General features: G+C 71.4%; 17 protein-coding genes, 1 tRNA gene and 1 riboswitch. Of the genes, 10 read left to right on the top strand and 8 right to left on the bottom strand.

Annotated features, from left to right (window positions below; all coding sequences use genetic code 11):
* The first annotated feature begins 85 nt into the window (after window positions 1-85).
* The 3 genes from HYQ63_RS20685 to HYQ63_RS20675 all read left to right on the top strand — a co-directional run bounded on the left by HYQ63_RS20685 (window position 86) and on the right by HYQ63_RS20675 (window position 2,893).
* Entirely contained in the window at window positions 86-667 is a 582-nt protein-coding gene (locus HYQ63_RS20685) for a SigE family RNA polymerase sigma factor (RefSeq protein ID WP_179935296.1), read from the top strand.
* On the top strand, window positions 664-1,863 hold the full coding sequence (locus HYQ63_RS20680) for a hypothetical protein (RefSeq protein WP_179935295.1): 1,200 nt from the start codon (window positions 664-666) through the stop codon (window positions 1,861-1,863). Before HYQ63_RS20685 ends, HYQ63_RS20680 begins: the two co-directional genes overlap by 4 nt.
* Window positions 1,864-2,014: 151 nt before the next feature.
* The gene (locus tag HYQ63_RS20675) at window positions 2,015-2,893 is read left to right on the top strand and encodes an SURF1 family protein (protein ID WP_179935294.1); all 879 of its coding nucleotides are present in this window, start codon (window positions 2,015-2,017) and stop codon (window positions 2,891-2,893) included.
* On the opposite strand, the gene HYQ63_RS20670 is transcribed toward HYQ63_RS20675, so the two are convergent.
* Entirely contained in the window at window positions 2,781-4,652 is a 1,872-nt protein-coding gene (locus tag HYQ63_RS20670) for a prolyl oligopeptidase family serine peptidase (protein ID WP_179940335.1), read from the bottom strand. The two genes, HYQ63_RS20675 and HYQ63_RS20670, sit on opposite strands and share 113 nt — an antisense overlap.
* Before the next feature lie 128 nt (window positions 4,653-4,780).
* Between HYQ63_RS20670 and HYQ63_RS20665 the strand changes: the two genes are divergently transcribed.
* A complete protein-coding gene (locus HYQ63_RS20665; protein ID WP_179935293.1) occupies window positions 4,781-5,155 on the top strand; it encodes a nuclear transport factor 2 family protein in 375 nt (124 codons plus the stop codon).
* Window positions 5,156-5,360: 205 nt separating this feature from the next.
* On the opposite strand, the gene HYQ63_RS20660 is transcribed toward HYQ63_RS20665, so the two are convergent.
* Entirely contained in the window at window positions 5,361-6,638 is a 1,278-nt protein-coding gene (locus tag HYQ63_RS20660; protein WP_179935292.1) for a cytochrome P450, read from the bottom strand.
* Between the two features lie 303 nt (window positions 6,639-6,941).
* Here HYQ63_RS20660 and HYQ63_RS20655 point away from each other — a divergent pair, with 303 nt between their 5' ends.
* Together HYQ63_RS20655 and HYQ63_RS20650 are read left to right on the top strand one after the other, a co-directional pair.
* Window positions 6,942-7,712: a VOC family protein gene (locus HYQ63_RS20655; RefSeq protein ID WP_179940333.1), complete on the top strand. Its 771-nt coding sequence runs from the start codon at window positions 6,942-6,944 to the stop codon at window positions 7,710-7,712.
* An 88-nt stretch (window positions 7,713-7,800) separates the two neighbouring features.
* A complete protein-coding gene (locus tag HYQ63_RS20650) occupies window positions 7,801-8,187 on the top strand; it encodes a VOC family protein (protein ID WP_179935291.1) in 387 nt (128 codons plus the stop codon).
* Between the two features lie 67 nt (window positions 8,188-8,254).
* Here HYQ63_RS20650 and HYQ63_RS20645 read toward each other — a convergent pair whose 3' ends face one another.
* Together HYQ63_RS20645 and HYQ63_RS20640 are read right to left on the bottom strand one after the other, a co-directional pair.
* The gene (locus tag HYQ63_RS20645) at window positions 8,255-8,674 is read right to left on the bottom strand and encodes a DUF1992 domain-containing protein (RefSeq protein ID WP_179935290.1); all 420 of its coding nucleotides are present in this window, start codon (window positions 8,672-8,674) and stop codon (window positions 8,255-8,257) included.
* A gap of 88 nt (window positions 8,675-8,762) precedes the next feature.
* The gene (locus tag HYQ63_RS20640; protein WP_179935289.1) at window positions 8,763-9,170 is read right to left on the bottom strand and encodes a hypothetical protein; all 408 of its coding nucleotides are present in this window, start codon (window positions 9,168-9,170) and stop codon (window positions 8,763-8,765) included.
* A gap of 167 nt (window positions 9,171-9,337) precedes the next feature.
* Between HYQ63_RS20640 and HYQ63_RS20635 the strand changes: the two genes are divergently transcribed.
* The 3 genes from HYQ63_RS20635 to HYQ63_RS20625 are packed head-to-tail and all read left to right on the top strand — an operon-like array spanning window position 9,338 to window position 12,566.
* Window positions 9,338-9,829, top strand: coding sequence for a cation:proton antiporter regulatory subunit (locus tag HYQ63_RS20635; RefSeq protein ID WP_179935288.1), 492 nt, complete (start codon window positions 9,338-9,340; stop codon window positions 9,827-9,829).
* Window positions 9,830-9,836: 7 nt separating this feature from the next.
* Window positions 9,837-11,063, top strand: coding sequence for a cation:proton antiporter (locus tag HYQ63_RS20630; RefSeq protein ID WP_179935287.1), 1,227 nt, complete (start codon window positions 9,837-9,839; stop codon window positions 11,061-11,063).
* Between the two features lie 33 nt (window positions 11,064-11,096).
* Window positions 11,097-12,566: a membrane-associated oxidoreductase gene (locus HYQ63_RS20625; RefSeq protein WP_179935286.1), complete on the top strand. Its 1,470-nt coding sequence runs from the start codon at window positions 11,097-11,099 to the stop codon at window positions 12,564-12,566.
* Between the two features lie 17 nt (window positions 12,567-12,583).
* On the opposite strand, the gene HYQ63_RS20620 is transcribed toward HYQ63_RS20625, so the two are convergent.
* Together HYQ63_RS20620 and HYQ63_RS20615 are read right to left on the bottom strand one after the other, a co-directional pair.
* On the bottom strand, window positions 12,584-14,449 hold the full coding sequence (locus tag HYQ63_RS20620) for a potassium transporter TrkA (protein WP_179935285.1): 1,866 nt from the start codon (window positions 14,447-14,449) through the stop codon (window positions 12,584-12,586).
* 112 nt (window positions 14,450-14,561) lie between these two features.
* A complete protein-coding gene (locus HYQ63_RS20615; protein WP_179935284.1) occupies window positions 14,562-15,101 on the bottom strand; it encodes a MarR family winged helix-turn-helix transcriptional regulator in 540 nt (179 codons plus the stop codon).
* Window positions 15,102-15,159: 58 nt separating this feature from the next.
* Window positions 15,160-15,391, top strand: a riboswitch (cobalamin riboswitch).
* A gap of 161 nt (window positions 15,392-15,552) precedes the next feature.
* Between HYQ63_RS20615 and metE the strand changes: the two genes are divergently transcribed.
* Window positions 15,553-17,862, top strand: a complete 2,310-nt coding sequence (gene metE / locus HYQ63_RS20610; protein WP_179935283.1) for a 5-methyltetrahydropteroyltriglutamate--homocysteine S-methyltransferase — start codon at window positions 15,553-15,555, stop codon at window positions 17,860-17,862.
* Window positions 17,863-18,122: 260 nt separating this feature from the next.
* Here the strand turns inward: metE and HYQ63_RS20605 are convergent, their stop codons facing one another.
* Window positions 18,123-18,701 carry an RDD family protein gene (locus HYQ63_RS20605; protein ID WP_257231985.1) on the bottom strand — a complete coding sequence of 193 codons (579 nt, stop codon included), beginning with the start codon at window positions 18,699-18,701 and terminating at the stop codon, window positions 18,123-18,125.
* Window positions 18,702-18,955: 254 nt separating this feature from the next.
* Window positions 18,956-19,029, bottom strand: a tRNA-Pro gene (locus HYQ63_RS20600).
* Between the last annotated feature and the right edge of the window lie 80 nt (window positions 19,030-19,109).

The following is a 19,109-nucleotide window of genomic DNA, read 5'->3' as shown; positions in this document are numbered from 1 at the left end:
CGTGGCAGAGGTATTCGGCATCGCAACGGTTCCAGGGCGCGGCGGCGCGGCAGTGCGGCCCCCGCGTCCGCGCACATCAGGCGGCATGCCGGTGATCGCGCCATGGTCGACCGCCCGCCCTGCACCCCTCGCGACAGGGCGCGAGGACGCTGACGACGCGATGGCGATGGCAGCGGGGACCACAGTCGATCACCTCACCGAGACCTACCGCGCCCACTACCGGTCGCTGCTCGGGCTCGCGGCGCTCCTCCTCGACGACACCGCGTCCTGCGAGGACGTGGTGCAGGAGGCGTTCATCCGCGTGCACTCGGCGCGCAAAAGAGTCCGCGACCCGGAGAAGACCCTCGCCTATCTGCGGCAGACGGTCGTCAACCTCTCCCGCTCGGCGCTGCGCCGCCGCATCCTGGGGCTGAAGCTGCTCTCCAAGCCGATGCCCGACATGGCCAGTGCCGAGGAAGGCGCGTACGACCAGCTGGAGCGCGACCAATTGATCAAGGCGATGAAGGGCCTCCAGCGCCGCCAGCGCGAGGTCCTCGTGCTGCGCTACTTCGCCGACATGACCGAGGCCCAGGTGGCCGAGGCGCTGGGCATATCGCTCGGCTCGGTCAAGGCGTACGGCTCGCGCGGCATCGCGGCGCTCCGCGTCGCCATGGAGGCTCCCGCATGAACCACGAGAACGACACGCCGGTCCCGGAGGACCCCGACCGCAGGGGCGACCGGGAGCCGCTGGAGGCCGCTCCCGACGGCGCGGGTCCGGACGGAGCGGCGCCGGACGGCGCGGCCGCGGACGGCACGGGTCCGGACGGCACCGGCGCGGACGACGCGGGGGACATACGCGGCGCGGGTGACATGGACGAGCAGGCGCTACGGCGGATGCTGCACCACGCGGTGGACGACCTGGAGCCGCCCCCGCACTCCCTGGAGTATCTGCGGCGCGCCGTGCCCGCCCGCCGGGCGCGGCGCCGCCAGGCCCTGGTCGGGGCCGTGGCGGCGGTGGTGCTCGGCGGTGCCGCGCTGCCTGCCCTGGTGCACGTCACCTCCGCGAGCAACGCCTCGAACGACCGCCCGGCCAACGCGGCCAGCAGCCACCGCACCCCTCAGGGGGGCGACAGCAGCGGGCGCGGCGAGGGCAGCGGCGGCAAGGACCCCGACGGGCCCTCCGACACGGCCCGGACGGATGACCACGGCGACAAGGGCAAGGACGGCAAGAAGGACGAGGACAAGCCGTCCAAGGGCGCTCAGGGCGGCGACTCGGGCGGCACCGCCCCGGACCCCTCCAGCACGCTGAACGCCACCTCGCCCACCTGCTCCCGCACCCAGCTCGGCGGCAATGGCGGGTCGGCCGGAGCGGCGGACGCCGAGGGCCGGATCTACGGCTCGTTCCGCGTCGTGAACACCTCCGGTCAGGCCTGCATGGTCGAGGGCGACGGCAGGTTCGGCGTGGCCGCGCAGGGCTCGGCGGACCCCGGGAAGGTCTTCTTCGTCGATCACACGGCGGGGGACGCGGCCGGCGGGCTGCCCGACCCGGCCACCGAGCCGGGCACGCTGATCCTCCAGCCGGGCCAGGCGTACGAGGTCCGGTTCGCATGGATCCCGGCGTCGGGCGGCGGCACCAGCGGATGCCCCAGCTCCGGCGACGACACGCCGACCGCCAGCCCCACCCCGGATGCCGGTGGCCCGGCGGACCAGCCCGGCTCGGGCGACCCGAGCGGCTCCCCGGGCGGCGGCGGTGGCGAGCAGCCTGCCGCGAGCGTCCAGGTCAGCTATACGCCGGAGGCGGGCGAGCCCGCGGTCGGCAGCGTGACCCTGAACGGTGCCTGCGCGGGGACGGTCTACGGCACCGGCCTGCTGGCCTCCTCCTGAGCCCCCTCGCGGGGCCTCTCCCCGGCCCTCTTCCCGGCGCCGTCCGGGCCCTCGTGCCGGTGCCTGTGCCGGTGCCCGTCCCTGTCCTCGCGGCGGCGTGATGCCGGGGCCCGCCGCCGGGGGCCCGCCGCGGGGCCCGTACCGTGGGGGTGTGTATCGGTTTCTGCTGACACCCCGCTGGTGGGTGATCAACGTGTTCACCGTGCTGGCGATCCCGTTCTGCCTCTTCATGGGCAGCTGGCAGCTCAGCCGCTTCGAGATGCGCATCGACACGCACGAGCAGCAGCAGGAGGATGCGTCCGGCGCCGAGAAGGCCGCGGCGAAGCCGCTGCGCGACCTGCTGCCGGTCACCACGGAGACCTCAGGACGGCGGGCGACCGCCACCGGCCGGTATGACACCGAACACCAACTCCTCGTTCCCGACCGGCGGCTCGGCGACCGGACCGGCTTCTACGTACTGACGCTGCTGCGCACCGACGGGGGCAAGGCGCTGCCCGTCGTCCGCGGCTGGCTGCCCGGGGACGCCTCCTCCAAGGCCGACACGGCCAAGGTGCCCGCGCCGCCGACCGGCCGGGTGACGGTCACCGGGGCGCTCCAGGCGACCGAGCACGAGGGCAGCGGCGGGGTGACCGCGAGCGGCGCCCTGCCGCGCGGTCAGCTGGGCATGATCAGCGATGCCTCGCTGGTCAACCTGGTGCCGTACTCGGTGTACGACGCGTGGATCACCTCCTCCCAGGCGCCCGGGGCCCTGCGGCCGGTGCCCCCCGTCGTGGCGGAGGGCACCGGGCTGGACCTCAAGGCGTTCCAGAACCTCGGCTACACCGGTGAGTGGTTCGTCTTCGCGGGCTTCGTGGTCTTCATGTGGTTCCGGCTCTTCCGGCGCGAGGTCGAGGCCGCCCGCGACCTCGCGCTGGGCCTCACTCCGGACGGGCCTGCGGCTCCTCCGTCCGGTCCGCGGCCGGACCGCGCCCCGGACCCGGAAGACTCAGATGACGCTGAGCGAAATCGATCTCCAAGCGCAACTGCTTGATCCGCTCCTCGACCACGAGCGAGCCGTGCCCCGCGTCGTAGCGGTACACCTCGTGCGGGGCGCCGCGCTGCTGTAGCCGCTCCACATAGTTGTCGATCTGCCGTATCGGACAGCGCGGGTCGTTCACCCCGGCCGAGATGTAGACCGGCGCCCGCACCTGGTCCACGTAGGTCAGCGGGGAGGACGCCTCGAAGCGCTCCGGCACCTCCTCCGGGGTGCCCCCGAGGAGCGTGCGGTCCATCGCCTTCAGGGCCTCCATCTCGTCGTGGTAGGCCGTCACATAGTCCGCGACCGGAACCGCGGCCAGGCCCAGCGCCCAGGCCTCGGGCTGGGTGCCCAGGCCCAGGAGCGTCAGATAGCCGCCCCAGGAGCCGCCGGACAGCACCAGCCGCTCGGGGTCGGCCAGCCCCGAGGCCACCGCCCACTCCCGGACGGCCGCGATGTCCTCCAGCTCGATCAGCCCGACCCGGTGCTTGAGCGCGTCCGTCCACGCCCGCCCGTACCCGGTCGAGCCGCGGTAGTTGACCCGGACGACGGCGAAACCGTGGTCGACCCAGGCCGCCGGGCCCGCCGCGAACGCGTCGCTGTCGTGCCAGGTCGGCCCGCCGTGGATGTCGAAGACGGTGGGGAAGGGGCCCTCGCCCTCGGGCTTCTGCACCAGCGCGTGCACCCGCCCGCCCGGTCCGTCCACCCAGGCGTCGCCGACCGGCACCGACACGGGGGCCTTGAACCCCGGCGGGTCGAGCACGGTCCGCCCGCTCGTCGACCGCACCTGCGGCGGCTGCTCCGCCGAGGACCACAGGAACTCGATCGTGCCGTCCGGCCGCGCGGAGGCGCCCCCGATCGACCCGGCCGGGGTCTCGACGCGGGTCAGCTCACCGGAGGCCAGCTCATACCGCCACAGCTCGCCGCGCGCCTGGTGGTCGTGGGCGATCAGCAGCGCCGAGCCGTCCGGGAACCAGTCCGCGCCGACGTCGCCCGGCAGATCGATGGCCAGGGCCGTCTCCACCCCGGTCAGCGGATCCCACACCATCGGCTCCCACCGGCCCCGCCGCTGGTGCCCGACCAGCAGCCGGGTGTCCCCGGCGACCGGTGCGAAGCCCATGACGGACAGGCCCAGCTCCTCGGTGCCGTCCTTGGTGTCGTCCAACTCCGCGACCGCCGTCCCGTCCAGCCGGACGACCCGGATCGCCGAGTGCATGGCGTCGCCGTGCTCGGTGTGCTCGACCGCGATCAGCGTCCCGTCGTGCGACAGGTCGCCCACTCCGGCCGACTCCCGGTGGCGGTAGATCTCCCGGGGCTCGGCCCCCGGCGTCACCACATGGATCGTCGAGCCCTCCTCGTCCGTGGACCGCCCGACGACCGCCGTGCCGTCCCGGCCGAGCGCGAGACCCGCCGGATAAGAGGGTTCGAGACCGGGCGCCGCGGGCTCGTCCGCCCCCGCTGCCTCCCCGGACTCGCCGCCGTCGCCGCCTGTCCCGTTGCCGCCGTCGAAGGGCTGGCGCAGCCACACCCCGAACTCGTCACCATCGGTATCCGAGAACCACCAGATCCACCGGCCGTCCGGGGTCAGCACCCCGTCCGTCGTCCCGTTCGGCCGGTCCGTCACCTGCCGCTGCGCGCCGGTCGCGCGGTCCCATGCGTACAGCTCGTATGTGCCCGTGGCGTTCGAGACGAACAGCGACCGGTCCGGGGCGTCCTCCGCCCACTCCGGCAACCCCACTCGCGGTGCCCGAAACCGCTTTTCCCAGTCCGGCATGGACTCCGTGCTCTCAGTCATGACCCCATTCTGCGCCGGACCCCGACATCCGCGCTGGCGTCCCCTCGCGCCTGTGGATAACGTTCCCGGCGGGCATGGACAGATGGGCCGTAACGGAGGGGGCGACGATGGGCGACATAGCCGCGACCGTGGAGGCATATTGGGCTACGGCCCAGGCCAGGGACTGGAGGGCGTTCGGCGCGACCCTCGCCGACGACGTCCGCTACGAGCTTCCGCAGACCCGGGAGCGGGTGGTCGGCCGGGACGGCGTGGTCCGCTTCAACGCCGAGCAGCTCGGCGAGTGGAGCCTGGAGGTCGAGCGCGTGGTCGCCGACGCCACCCAGGCGGTCTCCTGGGTCCGGTTCAGCGACGAGGAGGAGGAGACGCAGGGCATCAGCTTCTTCACCTCGGCTCCGGACGGCAGGATCCAGACCATCACCGACTTCTGGCCCCGTGCGTACGAGCCGCCGGCCGGGCGCGAGCAACTGACCGAGCGCTTCTGACGGATCCCCTCCCAGCAGATCCCCTCCCGGCAGAAACCCCTCCCGGCAGGGCCCCACCCAGCAGGCCCCCACCCAGCAGATCCCGCCCCGTCAGGTCCCCACCTGACAGGCCCCATCTCCCCGTATCCACCCCGCGATTCCCGCTCCCTCGCCCCTTTCTCTCCCCGCCCCTCCACCCCTCCGGTGTGTCCCCTCCGGCGCTCGCCTAGTGCAGCGTCACCGGCAGCGCGTCGACGCCGTAAACGATGGACAGCTTCCGGAACTTGAGCTTGTCGGCATCCACGGCCAGCCGCATCTCCGGGAATCGCCGGACCAGCGCGGGATAGGCCGCCCGGAGTTCCATCTTGGCCAGTTCGGCGCCGATGCAGCGGTGAATGCCGTGACCGAAGGCCAGGTGAGACGGCGTCTGCCGGTGCGGGTCGACCCGCTCCATGTCCGGACCCAGCTTCTCGTCGCGATTCGCTCCGCTCAGCGAGCACAGCACCAGATCGCCCGCGGATATCTTCGTGCCCGCTATCTCCATGTCCTCGCGGGCGAACCGCGGGAACGCCACCTGGACGACGGAGAGATAGCGCAGCAGCTCATCCACGAAACGGTCGACGACATCTTCCTGGTCGCGTATCGCCGCGAACTGTTCGGGTGCCTGGAGCAGTACGAGCGTGCCCAGCGCCAGCATGCTCGCGGTGGTTTCCAGACCGCCGGTCAGCACCCCGTCGGCCAGCCCCGCCAGCTCCTGGTCGTCGATTTCGTCGCCGTGCTCCTTCACCAGCATGCCGAGCAGCCCGTCACCCGGTGATTCCCGCTGCTTGCGGACGATTCCATGGAGATACGTCAGCGAGTCCGACATGGCGCCGAGGGACGCGTTCGCGCCGCCGAACAGATCGAACCGCGCCGTGCTGTACCGCTGGAAGTCGTCGCGGTCCTCGTACGGAACGCCGAGCAGTTCGCAGATGACGAGGGCCGGAATGGGGAGCGCGAACATCTCCACCAGGTCGACCGGGCCGTCGGCCGCGGCCATCTCGTCCAGCCGTTCCTCCACGATGGCGTGGATGCGCGGGGTGAGCCTGCTGAGCCGCCGCATGGTGAATTCGGGCGTCAGCAGCCGCCGCAGTCTCGTATGCGTCGGTGGATCGCTGAAGCCGAGGCCGCCGGGATGCTGCTGTTCGGCGACGCCGATGTTCTTCTCGGCCAGGTTGGTGAAGTCGGAGCTGAACCCCTTCGCCTTTCCGAGGACCGCCTTGGTCTCGTCATACCCGGTGACGAGCCAGCCGTTGATCCCGAAAGGGAGCCAAATCTTGCTGATGGGCTCCTTTGCCCGGGTTTTGGAGAGATCGGCCACGGGGTCGAGTCCGTCGCGCTTCAGCGGTGCCAGCGTGGCATCGGGAAGAAACGACATCTTGGACAGATCGAACCCGTTCTTCTGAATCTTCGTGAAGTACTTGCGGCCCAGCCACGTGACGATGTTCGAGCGGAGATTCGACATGGGCGCAATACTGCCCTGCCGCGGAGGGTCGTCCGTCACACGTTGGCAGACGCGTCCCGGTGTGATGTACCACAGATGCGCCGCGGCCGCTGCCCGGCCCGCCTCATGAGCGGTGCGGTGGCGCGGACCGGGAGATCGGAGGAAAGTGAAGATATCGGGCGTCACGCGCGAGCGATGAGGGCTGCGCGCGCAAGAGAAGCGCATGGCCGTGCGTCGCGATGGATGCGGAGTGAGCGGAGTGAGGTGAGCGGCTTGCGGGAGAGGTTCCGCGCTGTCCAGGGAGCACCCTGCTGGGTGAGCCTGATGGCAGCCGATCTGGACCGCGCGCACGCCTTCTACGGAGAGCTCTTCGGCTGGACGTTCCGGTCCACGCGGTACGGGCACGGCCGTTACACCATCGCCTGCACCGACGATGGCGTACCGACCGTCGGTATCGGTGCGTCGGCCCCGACGGTGGGTGTGACGCTGCCCGTCACCTGGACGACGTACTTCGCTGCGGACAGCGCGGACGAGGTGGCCTGGCGCGTCCAGGAGCGCGGGGGCACGGTCGCGGTCGGGCCGCTGGAATTCGGCAACGGCCGGGTGGCCTGGGCGGCCGATCCGGACGGCGCCGTCTTCGGCATCTGGGAGGGCGACCTCACCTCCGCCTGGTGGGGCGAGCGCAGACCGGGCGCCCCCGTGTGGCTGGAATTGCGTACGCGCGACGCGTTCGACGCGGCGCTCTTCTACGGCCATGTCTTCGGCTGGGACGCCCAGGCGCGGGAGCGGTGCGACGTCCGCTTCGAGTATGACCGGGTGGTCCTGCACATCGACGGGAAGGCGGTGGCCGGGCTGCGCGGCGGCGCACTGGAGGCCGCCCCCGATCCGAATGTGCGGCCCCGCTGGCATGCCTATTTCCGGGTCGAGGACGTCGACCAGGTGGCCGAACGCACCGTGGCGCTGGGCGGAAGCGTCGTGTCCCCGCCGGTCGACACCCCCTATGGCCGCGTCGCGGCACTCCGCGATGCGGAGGGCGGAATCTTCAGCGTGGCGGCCGTCCAAAGAGGCTCGACGGGTGAGCGGGACGACGCCTAGGATCGGAGATACGGCATCGCGTGTCGGTCACCGGCTGGGTGAGGCATGGAGGTGCCCGTGAGATTGCCTTAATTGGAGGCATTCCACAGTGTCAGTCGAGCTGAATCACACCATCGTCCACTCCCGGGACAACCGGGAATCCGCCGAATTCCTGGCCAATATTCTGGGCCTGGAGGTGGGGGACGCCTGGGGTCCGTTCATACCGGTCTCCACCAGCAATGGGGTCACCCTGGACTTCGCCAGTATCCCCGCCGAGTCGATCACCATGCAGCACTACGCGTTCCTCATCTCCGACGAGGAATTCGACGCGGCGTTCCAGCGGATACGGGAGCAGGGCATCACGTATTACGCCGATCCGCACGGTAAGCAGCCGGGCGAGATCAACCACCACTACGGCGGCCGCGGGCTGTACTTCATGGACCCGGCCGGTCATGGCATGGAGATCATCACCCGGCCTTACGGCAACGAGGAGTAGTCCTCCTCAGGGCGGTCCGGTGTGGCCGGGGCCTGCGCCCCGGCCACACCGGACCCCTCAGTGCAGGTCAGCCCTGGTCTTCTGGTTGCCGCTCCCGCCGCTCCCGCCACTCCCGGACGATCTCGTCGGCGTCGAAGGGCGCCAGATTGAGCGGCGGACCCGGGGGAGGGCGCCGGATCGCTTCGCGGATCTTGTCGTTGACGTCCGCGATGATCTCCCGTACCGCCCGCTCCGACGGTGCCTCCGCGGCGGCCGCGAGCGCGTCTTCCGCCTCCTTGCGCAGCACGAGCGTCGGGGGCAGGAACGACAGGCCCTCGCGGCTCATCTTCTCCTTGACCCACCACAGTTCGTCATACGGCCTGTTCAGGTGGGGGAGCGGCTTGCCGATGCCCGGCAGGTCGGCGAAGTCTCCGCGCTCCTCCGCCTCCCGGATCTGCCGGTCGGCCCATGTCTCGAAGCTGATGCCCGGTGGCTTGCGCTCGGTCATGGTGCCATTGTTCCTCCGCGCCAGGGTTCGCGGAACACGCGCCGGGGTTCGCGGAACAGCGATGCCCGGCCCCCTTCCGACGCCCCCATCAGCCGTGGTCGCCCGGCGTGATGCGCCGGTAGCCCGCCCGGGCGTTGACGACGCGGGCGCAGGCCGTGCCGACGACGGTCGCGCCGAGCAGGCATGCGAGCCAGGTGCCGTCGCGGCCGCCCGCCCAGGTCAGCACGCCGGCGGGCGGGATGGCGAAGCCGTTGAGGAACAGCCAGCACAGCACGGCCGTCCCCGGCGCCGCCACGAACCGCGCGCACAGCCCGAGCACGGCGGCGAACAGCGACAGCGCGATCAGGGCGAGCGTCGGCCGCCCATGGCCGCCGAGCGAGTTGAGGACGGCCACCAGCAGCAGCGCCCCGGCGAAGGCCGCGGACCAGATGACCGGGGTGGCGACGGGTTCGGGAACGGGCCTCATGCCGACGCTGAGCTGCCGCCACTCGATCATGATCACCGTCTTTCTCGTGCGTCTCCCGGGTACGGACACCCGAACGCGGATTGTTCCACCGGGCCCCGGAGCACTTTCCCCCATTACTTACTCTTTACCATTTGTTACGGTGGCCGGACGACACTTCGACCCGCGCGACCTGCGCGAAGGCGCGCACGAACGAAGGGATGGCTGTGGGTGTTCCGCGGTTGAGCAGTACGCCGTTGCCGGGCATTGGAGTCCGTTACGATCTGACGACGCGGGACCAGGGCCGGATGTCGGTGGTCGCGCACCGCGACGGCGAACGGACGCTGAGCGCGTACCGGAGGGACGATCCCGACGAGTGCGCCCTGTCCACCCGGCTCACCCCGGGCGAGGCGGAGGCGCTCATCAGCGCGCTGATGCCCGCGCACCACAGCCCCACCCTGCTGTCCACCACCGAGCTGGGGCTGGTCGCCGAGCGGATCGAGCTGTCCCCGTACTCGTACTGGAACGGGCGGGTGCTGGGCGAGACGCGGACCCGCACCGAGACCGGTACCTCCATCGTGGCCGTGCTGCGCCGGGCGGACGCCATCCCGTCCCCGGCCCCGGACTTCCGGCTGGCAGGCGGCGACATCCTGATCGTGATCGGCACGCGCGAGGGCGTGGAAGCCGCCGCGGCGATATTGGGTCGGGAGTGACCGACGGATGCACTCTTCTGCCGTCTTCCTGATCGAGTTCGGTGCGGTCATCCTCAGCCTCGGACTGCTGGGCCGACTCGCCGGACGCTTCCAGTTCTCGCCCATCCCCCTCTATCTGCTCGCCGGGCTGGCCTTCGGCGAGGGCGGGCTGCTGCCGCTCGGGGCCAGTGAGGAGTTCGTCGCGATCGGCGCCGAAATCGGCGTCGTTCTGCTGTTGTTGATGCTCGGCCTGGAGTACACGGCCAGCGATCTGGTCAGCAACCTCAAGACCCAGTACCCGGCCGGGCTGGTCGACGCCACGCTCAACGCCCTGCCCGGCGCCGTCATGGCGCTGCTGCTGGGCTGGGGCCCGGTGGCGGCCGTGGTGCTGGCCGGGGTCACCTGGATCTCCTCGTCCGGCGTCATCGCCAAGGTCCTCCGCGACCTCGGCCGGCTCGGCAACCGCGAAACCCCGGTCATCCTGTCCATCCTGGTCCTCGAAGACCTGGCGATGGCCATCTACCTGCCGATCGTCACCGCCCTGCTGGCCGGCGTCGGGCTGGCCGCGGGCAGCGTCACCCTGGCCATCGCGCTCGGCGTCGCGGGCCTCGTCCTCTTCGTCGCCGTCCGCTTCGGCCGCCACATCTCCCGCTTCGTCTCCAGCGACGACCCCGAGAAGCTGCTGCTGGTGGTGCTGGGCCTGACCCTGCTGGTCGCCGGGCTGGCCCAGCAGCTCCAGGTCTCCGCCGCCGTGGGCGCCTTCCTGGTCGGCATCGCCCTCACCGGCTCGGTCGCCGAGGGCACCCACAACCTGCTCAGCCCGCTGCGCGACCTGTTCGCCGCCGTCTTCTTCGTCTTCTTCGGCCTGCACACCGACCCCGCCAGCATCCCGCCGGTCCTGCTGCCCGCGCTCGCCCTGGCCGTCGTCACCACCTGCACCAAGGTCGCCACGGGTTACTGGGCCGCGCGGCGCGCCGGGATCTCCGTCAAGGGCCGCTGGCGGGCGGGCGGCACGCTGGTCGCGCGCGGCGAGTTCTCCATCGTCATCGCCGGACTCGCCGTCACCGCGGGCATCGAACCGTCGCTGGGCCCCCTGGCCACGGCGTACGTCCTGATCCTGGTCATCATCGGCCCCCTCACCGCCCGCTACACCGAGCCCCTGGCGCGCCGCCTCATCCGCCCCAAGCCCGCCGCGGCCCCCGCCGCCGAAACCGCGACCGCCGAGTCCAAGCCCCGCGAAACACAGCGTGGTTGACACCCCCAACACCCCCGCGACACGATCCCGCCGGTGGAGATCACGGACCTGACACCGGCGGAGCGGCGCGTCTGGCGGGCCTTCCCGCTCGATGAGGGCGTCGATTTCCGCGAAGGCGCCGACGACGATCCCGACCACGGCGGCTCCTGGGGGCCCGAGCGGACCGTACGAGCCGAGGTGCTGCGCGCGCTGCTGCTCGGCGGGCCCACGCGCGACGGCGAGGTGGCGGGCCTGAAGCTGATCGGCGCGCGCATCACCGGGGAGCTGCGCCTGAAGTACGGGGTGGTCGAGCACGCCGTACGGCTGCGGTCCTGCCACTTCGAGCGGACCCCGCAGCTGTACGGGGCGCGGCTGCGTGTCCTGGTGCTCAGCGACTCCACCCTTCCCGAGCTCACGGCCGGGGCCCTGCACACCGAGGGCGTCCTGCGGATGAACAGGTGCCGCACGACCGGCCCGGTGCGGCTCGCGGGGGCGCAGATCGGCGGAGGGCTCTTCCTCGACGGGGCGCGCCTGGGAACTCCGGACACCCGCTGCGAACAGCCGTTGCTCCAGCTCAACAACGCGGCCATCGGCGCCGACATCCGGGCCGAGGGCCTCATCGCCCACGGAACGATACGGCTCAACGAGGCCACCGTCACCGGCCAGGTGAACCTGGACGGCAGCGAACTCCACGTCCCCGGCGGCACCGCCCTGCACGCCGAGAACCTGTCCGTCGGCAACGATCTGCATGCCATGCGCCTGCGGGCCTGCGGACGCGTCAACCTCAGCGGGGCCCGGGTGCCCCGCCACCTCAGCCTCGCCCACGCCCGGCTGTCCCACCCCGGCGGCCAGGCCCTGCGCGCCAGCAGCTGCGTCATCGGCGAGCTGTGGCTACGCGGGGCCGCCCCCATCGAGGGCGAGGTGAACCTGAGCCGCTCCCAGATCGACCTGCTGCACATCCGGCCCGAGACCTGGCCCGACTGCGTACGGATCGACGGCCTCACCTACCGCAGCCTCGCCCCGCACCTCCCGGCCGAACAGCGGCTGCCGCTCCTGGAACGCGAGAAGGAGGGCTATCTCCCCGCCTCCTACGAGCAGTTGACCACCGCGTACCGCGCCGCGGGCGACGAGGCCGCCGCCCGCACGGTCCAGCTCGCCAAGCTCCGCCGCCACCGCCGCACCCTCCCGCGCTACGCCCGCGCCTGGGGCCACCTCCAGGACGTCACCGTCGGCTACGGCTTCCGCCCGCTGCGCGCCGCGGGCTGGCTCTTCGCCCTGCTCCTCACCGGCACCCTGGCCTTCGCGCTCCACCACCCGCGGCCGCTGAAATCCGGCGAGGCCCCCGACTTCAACCCGGTCTTCTACACCCTCGACCTGCTCCTCCCGATCATCGGCTTCGGGCAGGAGGCCGCGTTCGCCCCGCACGGCTGGTACCAGTGGCTCTCGTACCTGCTGATCGTCACCGGCTGGATCCTGGCCACCACCACCGCGGCGGGCGTCAGCCGCTCCCTGAGCCGCCAGTAGCAGCGACCGCAGAAGCGTTACTCCTCTGCCAGGACGACGATCGCGTCGCCCTCGTCCAGGACCAGCGGCGCGGCCTTGTCGGGGTTGAGGCGGACACCGTAGGCGGGCGGCACGTCGGCGTGGCGTGCCAGCCGGTAGCCGAGGGCCGTCTCGCCGCGCCGCCGTGCGGCCTCGATGACCGTCGCGAAGTTGGCCTCGGCCCCGGGCACCAGGTAGTTGGCGGCCGGTTTGAGGTAGATCTCCGAACCCTCCGGGTCGAACAGGTCGATGAACACCGTGTAGAGGTCGCGGTTCTCGGTCAGCTGGGTCAGCAGCAGGCTGATCACCTTGGTGCTGACGATGAAGTCGTCGGCCTTGGTGACCTGGGCGATCTCCCGGTTGCTGTCGTCGTTCATCTCCGTGACGATCGAGTACGGATCACCGAGCCGCACTTCGATGTCGCGCAGGTGCAACAGCGTCACCAGCGTCCGGTCGTCGGCGCGCCGGGGGTCGATGGTGTCGTCGGACAGCACCACGATGTGCTGGTAGCGGCCGAGGTCGAGGGCCTCCAGGGACGACCTGCGGGTCGGCTCGCACCGCTTGTGGCCGACCGTCAGGTTCTTCAGCCCCTCCGGCACGCCCTTCCGCGGCCGCCGCGGTGCCGCGATGTCCACCGCCGAGCCGGGTTCGACGAAGCTGTCCAGCAGCGTGATGAGCTTCGACGCCCGGGAGTTCCAGCCGATCACCAGCGTGCGGTCCGGCACCGGCGGCCGCCCGGGCGCGGTGGTGATCGCCGACGGGACGATCTCGGGCCGGGTCTCGGCGGGCCGTATCAGCAGATCGTCCTCGGCCATCACCAGCAACTGGTCGTCGGCGCGGACGACGGTGTCCATCGGCGGGTTGAGCAGCATCTCACCGTCGCTGCGGCGCAGCCCGGCGGCCATGCCCTGTGCGTAGTGGGCCAGGGTGTCCGCGTACGTCCCGCCCGCGAGCGCGGGCTGCTCGTGGAAGTAGAACTCGTTGCCCTCGAAGCTGAGCAGTTCGTTGAAGACGCTGGACAGCCCCGACTGCCGGTGGGCCTGGGCGATGAGCCGTACGGCGATGTCGTCGGCGTCGATGATCAGCGCGTTCGTACCGGCGGCGAGACGGGCCGCGGGCAGGTTGTCCGAACTCTCCACGGCCGCCACGACGTTCGGCCGCGTGCCCTTCCACTTCCGGCTGTTGAGCAGCAGGAGCACCTTGATGACGTCCGTGTCGGTGTCGTCCCCGACCGGCGGCAACACCATGATCGACTTGGCGGTGTCGGGGCTCACCAGCTCCAGATCGCGCCGTTCCAGCGGACTTCCGGAGCGGCAGATCACGCGGGTGCGGCCGGTCGCGGGGATCCGGTCGCGGATCTGGTCCTCCATGTCGACCTTGTCGTGGTCGGCGAGGATCACCACACAGGAGCGGCGGGCGCTCTGGTTGGCCTCCACCAGCTCGGCGATCACCGTGAACACCTGGTCCGACCAGCCCAGCACGATCGTGTGGCCGCGCTCGATCAGCCGCGACCGGCCCTTGCGGAGCATCTGGATCCGGTTCTCCAGGCCCGTGGTGAGCACACCGATGAGCGCGCTGACGATGAAGATGCCGCCGATCGTGACCGTGAGCATCAGCACCAGGAACAGCGGTCGGCCCGTGTCCCCGCCCATGGTGCCCGGATCGAGCGTGCGCAGCAGGCTCATCCACACCACGCCCGTCCAGCCGCCGCTCTTCCGGGTGTCCTCGTGGGTGAGGGCGACCACCAGCGTGGAGACCACGGCGATCAACGCCAGCGAGGCGAGGCCGAGCCAGCCGATCAGGGCGGGCGTCCCCCGGTCCATCGTGCCGTCGAACCAGTACCGCAGCCGGTCCCGCAGCCTCATCGCACGTCCCATCCCCCCGGCCACCCACCGGCCTTACGGTCTCCCAGAGCAGTTGATCATTCTCGCAGGGTTACGGGGGTGCGGCTGCCGGGCGACGGGGGCGCCCACGCGGTCACCAGGCGGCGTGGGCCTGCGGGCTCCCGGTCTCGACGGTCGGTTCGCCGCCCGCCTCGGCGAATGCCTGGAGCGCCTCGATCAGATGGCGGCGCTGTCCGGCGGGCATGACGTCCACGATGCGCGCGATCTCCCGGCGGCGCCGCTCCGTGACCTCGGCCACGACCCGCCGACCGGCCCGGGTGAGCGAGATCATGCTGGTACGCCGGTCCTCGGCGGAGCCGCCGCGCGCGACCACACCCGTCGTGACCAGGCGGTCGATCATGCGCATCGCGGTCGACGGCTGGACGCCCAGCTCCCCGGCCAGCCCGGACAGGCTCAGCGGGCCTCCGGCGTCCAGGACGACCAGCATCCGGAACTGCGGCAGCGTCAAGGACTCCTCCACCGCGGCCAACGACCGGGCGGAGACGGCGACGAGCAGCCGGGACGCGGTCAGCACGGCGGTGACCATCGCCTCGGCGTCGGACTCGGAGATTCCGGCCTCGGGGGCTGCGGAGGCTGTGGAAACCACATCGGATGCTAAGGAACGGCGCGCCATACGCCCTTTCTACCCCCTGCCCCTGTGGAGGGGGTGCCCCGATCCGGCACCACCGCCTAGGCTGGGTCCCGCAGCTGGTTCGCCCTGCCCGCCAGGCAGGCGCGTCGTAAGAGGGAACCCGGTGGAAATCCGGGACTGCCCCGCAGCGGTGAGCGGGAACGACCGCCGTCATACGCACTGGGTCCGGGAGACGGATCCGGGAAGCGACGGCCAGTAGGTGCCTCGTACGTGCACGACGTCACGAGGTGTGCCCGCGAGTCCGAAGACCTGCCCGTTGCCCGTGCGCGACCGATCGCGCGCGGAGATCCCGGTGACCTCGAGGGCGGGTCGGCGTACCAAGCAGGCGGACGCGTGCGTATCGGACGCGCAGTCGGTCCGCCCGGTTCGTCACTCCTTCGCGCCCCCGATCCGGCCGGGATCCCCAAGGGACATGCTCGCGAAGGAGAGCTACGTGACAGCGACATCCGCGGCCGCGGCGGCACGGGCCACCGTGTACGGCTACCCCCGGCAGGGACACCACCGCGAACTGAAGAAGGCCGTCGAGGGCTACTGGAAGGGCCGGGTCGGCGCCGACGCCCTCCGGGACACCGCCGTGAGCCTGCGCGAGGCGAACTGGCGGCAGCTGGCCGACGCCGGTATCGACGAGGTGCCGACCGGTGACTTCTCGTTCTACGACCATGTGCTGGACACCAGCGTCATGGTCGGCGCCGTACCGGACCGCCACCGCGCCGCCGTCGAAGCCGACGCGCTGGACGGCTACTTCGCCATGGCACGCGGCACCCAGGAGGCTGCGCCGCTGGAGATGACCAAGTGGTTCGACACCAACTACCACTACCTGGTGCCCGAACTCGGCCCCGATACCGTCTTCGCCGCCAACTCGGCGAAGCAGGTCGCCGAGCTGTCGGAAGCGGTCGCATTCGGTCACATCGCCCGGCCGGTGCTGGTCGGCCCCGTCACCTACCTCCTGCTCGCCAAGCCCGCACCCGGCGTCGCGCCGGACTTCGAGCCGCTCACCCTGCTGGACCGGCTGCTGCCGGTGTACGCGGAGGTGCTGGCCGATCTGCGGGCGGTCGGCGCCGAGTGGGTCCAGCTGGACGAACCCGCGCTCGTCCAGGACCGCACCGCCGCCGAACTGAACGCCGCCGCCCGCGCGTACCGCGAACTGGGAGCCCTCACCGACCGCCCCCGGCTGCTGGTCGCCTCGTACTTCGACCGCCTCGGCGAGGCCCTGTCCGTCCTGGCCAAGGCCCCCGTGGACGGGCTGGCGCTCGACTTCACCGGGCCCGCCGCCGCCAACCTCGACGACCTCGCCGCCGTCGGCGGACTGCCCGGCAAGCGCCTGGTCGCGGGCGTCGTGGACGGCCGCAACGTGTGGATCAACGACCTCCCCGCCTCGCTGTCCAGGCTCGGCACCCTGCTCGGCTTCGCCGACCGGGTCGACGTCGCCGCCTCCTGCTCCCTCCTCCACGTCCCCCTCGACACGGCGGCCGAACGCGACATCGACCCCCAGATCGCCCGCTGGCTGGCCTTCGCCCGCCAGAAGGCCGCCGAGGTCGCGACCCTCGCCCGCGGCATCGCCCAGGGCACCGGCACCATCGCCGCACAACTCGCCGCCAACCGCGCCGACCTGGCCTCCCGGGCCACCTCCACGCTCACCCGCGACCCGGCCGTACGCGCCCGCGCCGAGGCCGTCACCGACGCCGACGCCCGCCGCCCCGAGCCGTACGCCGAACGCGCCCCCGCCCAGCGCGCCCGGCTGCGGCTGCCCGCGCTGCCGACGACCACCATCGGCTCGTTCCCGCAGACCAGCGAGCTGCGCACCGCCCGCGCCGACCTGCGCGCCGGACGCATCGACACCGCCGGATACGAGCAGCGCATAGCGGCCGAGATCCAGGACGTGATCTCCTTCCAGGAGAAGACGGGCATCGATGTCCTGGTGCACGGCGAGCCCGAACGCAACGACATGGTCCAGTACTTCGCCGAACAGCTCACCGGCTACCTCGCCACCCGGCACGGCTGGGTGCAGTCCTACGGCACCCGCTACGTCCGCCCGCCGATCCTGGCCGGCGACATCTCCCGGCCCGAGCCGATGACGGTGCGCTGGACGACGTACGCCCAGTCCCTCACCGACCGCCCGGTCAAGGGCATGCTCACCGGCCCCGTCACCATGCTGGCCTGGTCCTTCGTCCGCGACGACCAGCCCCTCGCCGACACCGCGCGCCACGTCGCCCTCGCCCTGCGCGACGAGGTGTCCGACCTGGAGGCCGCGGGCACCCCGGTCATCCAGGTCGACGAACCCGCCCTGCGCGAAACCCTGCCCCTGCGCACCGCCGACCGACCCTCCTACCTGGCCTGGGCCACCGAGGCGTTCCGCCTCACCACCGGCGGCGTGCGCGCGGACACCCAGATCCACACCCATATGTGCTACGCCGAGTTCGGGGACATCCTCCCGGCCATCGACGACCTCGACGCCGACGTCATCAGCCTGGAAGCCGCCCGCTCCCATATGCAGGTCGCCACCGAACTCGCCGGCGCCCACTACCCCCGCGAGGTCGGCCCCGGCGTCTACGACATCCACTCCCCCCGCGTCCCCGGCCCCGCCGAAACCGCCGCCCTGCTCCGCACGGCCCTCGCCGCCATCCCCGCCGACCGCCTCTGGGCCAACCCCGACTGCGGCCTGAAGACCCGCGCCTGGCCCGAGGTCCGCGCCTCCCTGGACCACCTGGTCGCGGCGGCCCGCGAGGTCCGCTCCACGCTCTGAACTGTTATTGCGAACTTCTTGCAATAACATCTGCACTGCATCAAGCTGAAGAGGTACGGGGTCGGCCCGACCACCCTTCGAGACCCGCGCCTGGGTCGGTCCGGGCACGTCCTTCCCGATAGGTGATCGCCTTCTCACACGGCACCCGCCGGACGTTGGCCGACCCCGTTCAGCTGTGCCGAGCAGCCCTCAGGCTCTTACTCATCTGGTGATCAAGTGAGCGCGGAACTCCGTGCAGTTGGGTCTGTGGCATGAGGACATCACCTGCCCCACCGCGCCGCCTCACCGATCCGGGCGAGCGCGGCGCGGACGCGCCACGTGCCGGTGACCGTCACGCCGGCCAGCCGGTCGGCCAGCGACCTCCGGGAGCCCAACAGCGCCAGCCCCGCATTGAAGGCGAAGAAGAATATGGCGACGACCCAGCACAACACCGAGAGGACGATCTCGCCCCCGGCCAGCAGGCAGCAGGCCAGCGCATACCAGCCGACATCGACCAGCGTGGTCACCGCGGCGCGCACCGCAACCCGGCCCTGCCCGGGCCGCCCCGCGCCACCGCGCCGCACGACGCACAGGGCCGTCAACGCCTGCCCCGGCGTGCGGCTCATCACGGCCAGCGAGAGGAAGTGGTAGGCGAAGGTGAACACGACCAGCGTGGCGAAGGCTTGCTGGACTGCGCTCACCGCAGACCGCCAAAGCGACTCCCCGACGTCCTGACCCGCCCCCGCCAGATCGCCGTTCGAGGTGATGACCTCCCAAGCGCTCGTCCCAGCCAGGCTCGTCGCGTCGGTCACCTCGGCACTGATCTGCTGGAAGGTGAACGAGCCGAGCAGCACGGCCACTGCCACGACGACGGCGAAATCCAGCGCCCAGGCACACAGCCGACGCGCCCGCGGGGGACTGGTCGGCGCCGCCCCCTCCTCAGGCATCCCGGGCGTCGGCACCGCTCGTCGAAACATCAGGCCCCCCAGAAATGTGATGTCGCGGTCTGCACAGTGTAAGGACAGTCACAGACCGCCACGAGGGCCGAGCCGAGCACAACGAATCAGGCCCGGTGCTGATTTCTCAACACCGGGCCTGACCCTTGTTCCTTCAGTCGGGGTGGCGGGATTTGAACCCACGACCTCTTCGTCCCGAACGAAGCGCGCTGCCAAGCTGCGCTACACCCCGAAGCAACGAGCTCTACTTTAGCGGACCTGTGGCCAGACACGAAATCCGGTTTCCGGGGTCTCGCAGGTCGGGGCGGGGAG

Origin of the sequence: Streptomyces sp. Rer75, assembly GCF_013414305.1 — a bacterium.
In the GTDB taxonomy this organism is placed as follows: Bacteria; Actinomycetota; Actinomycetes; order Streptomycetales; family Streptomycetaceae; genus Streptomyces; species Streptomyces himastatinicus.
This window is presented reverse-complemented; position numbering and strand designations above follow the sequence as displayed.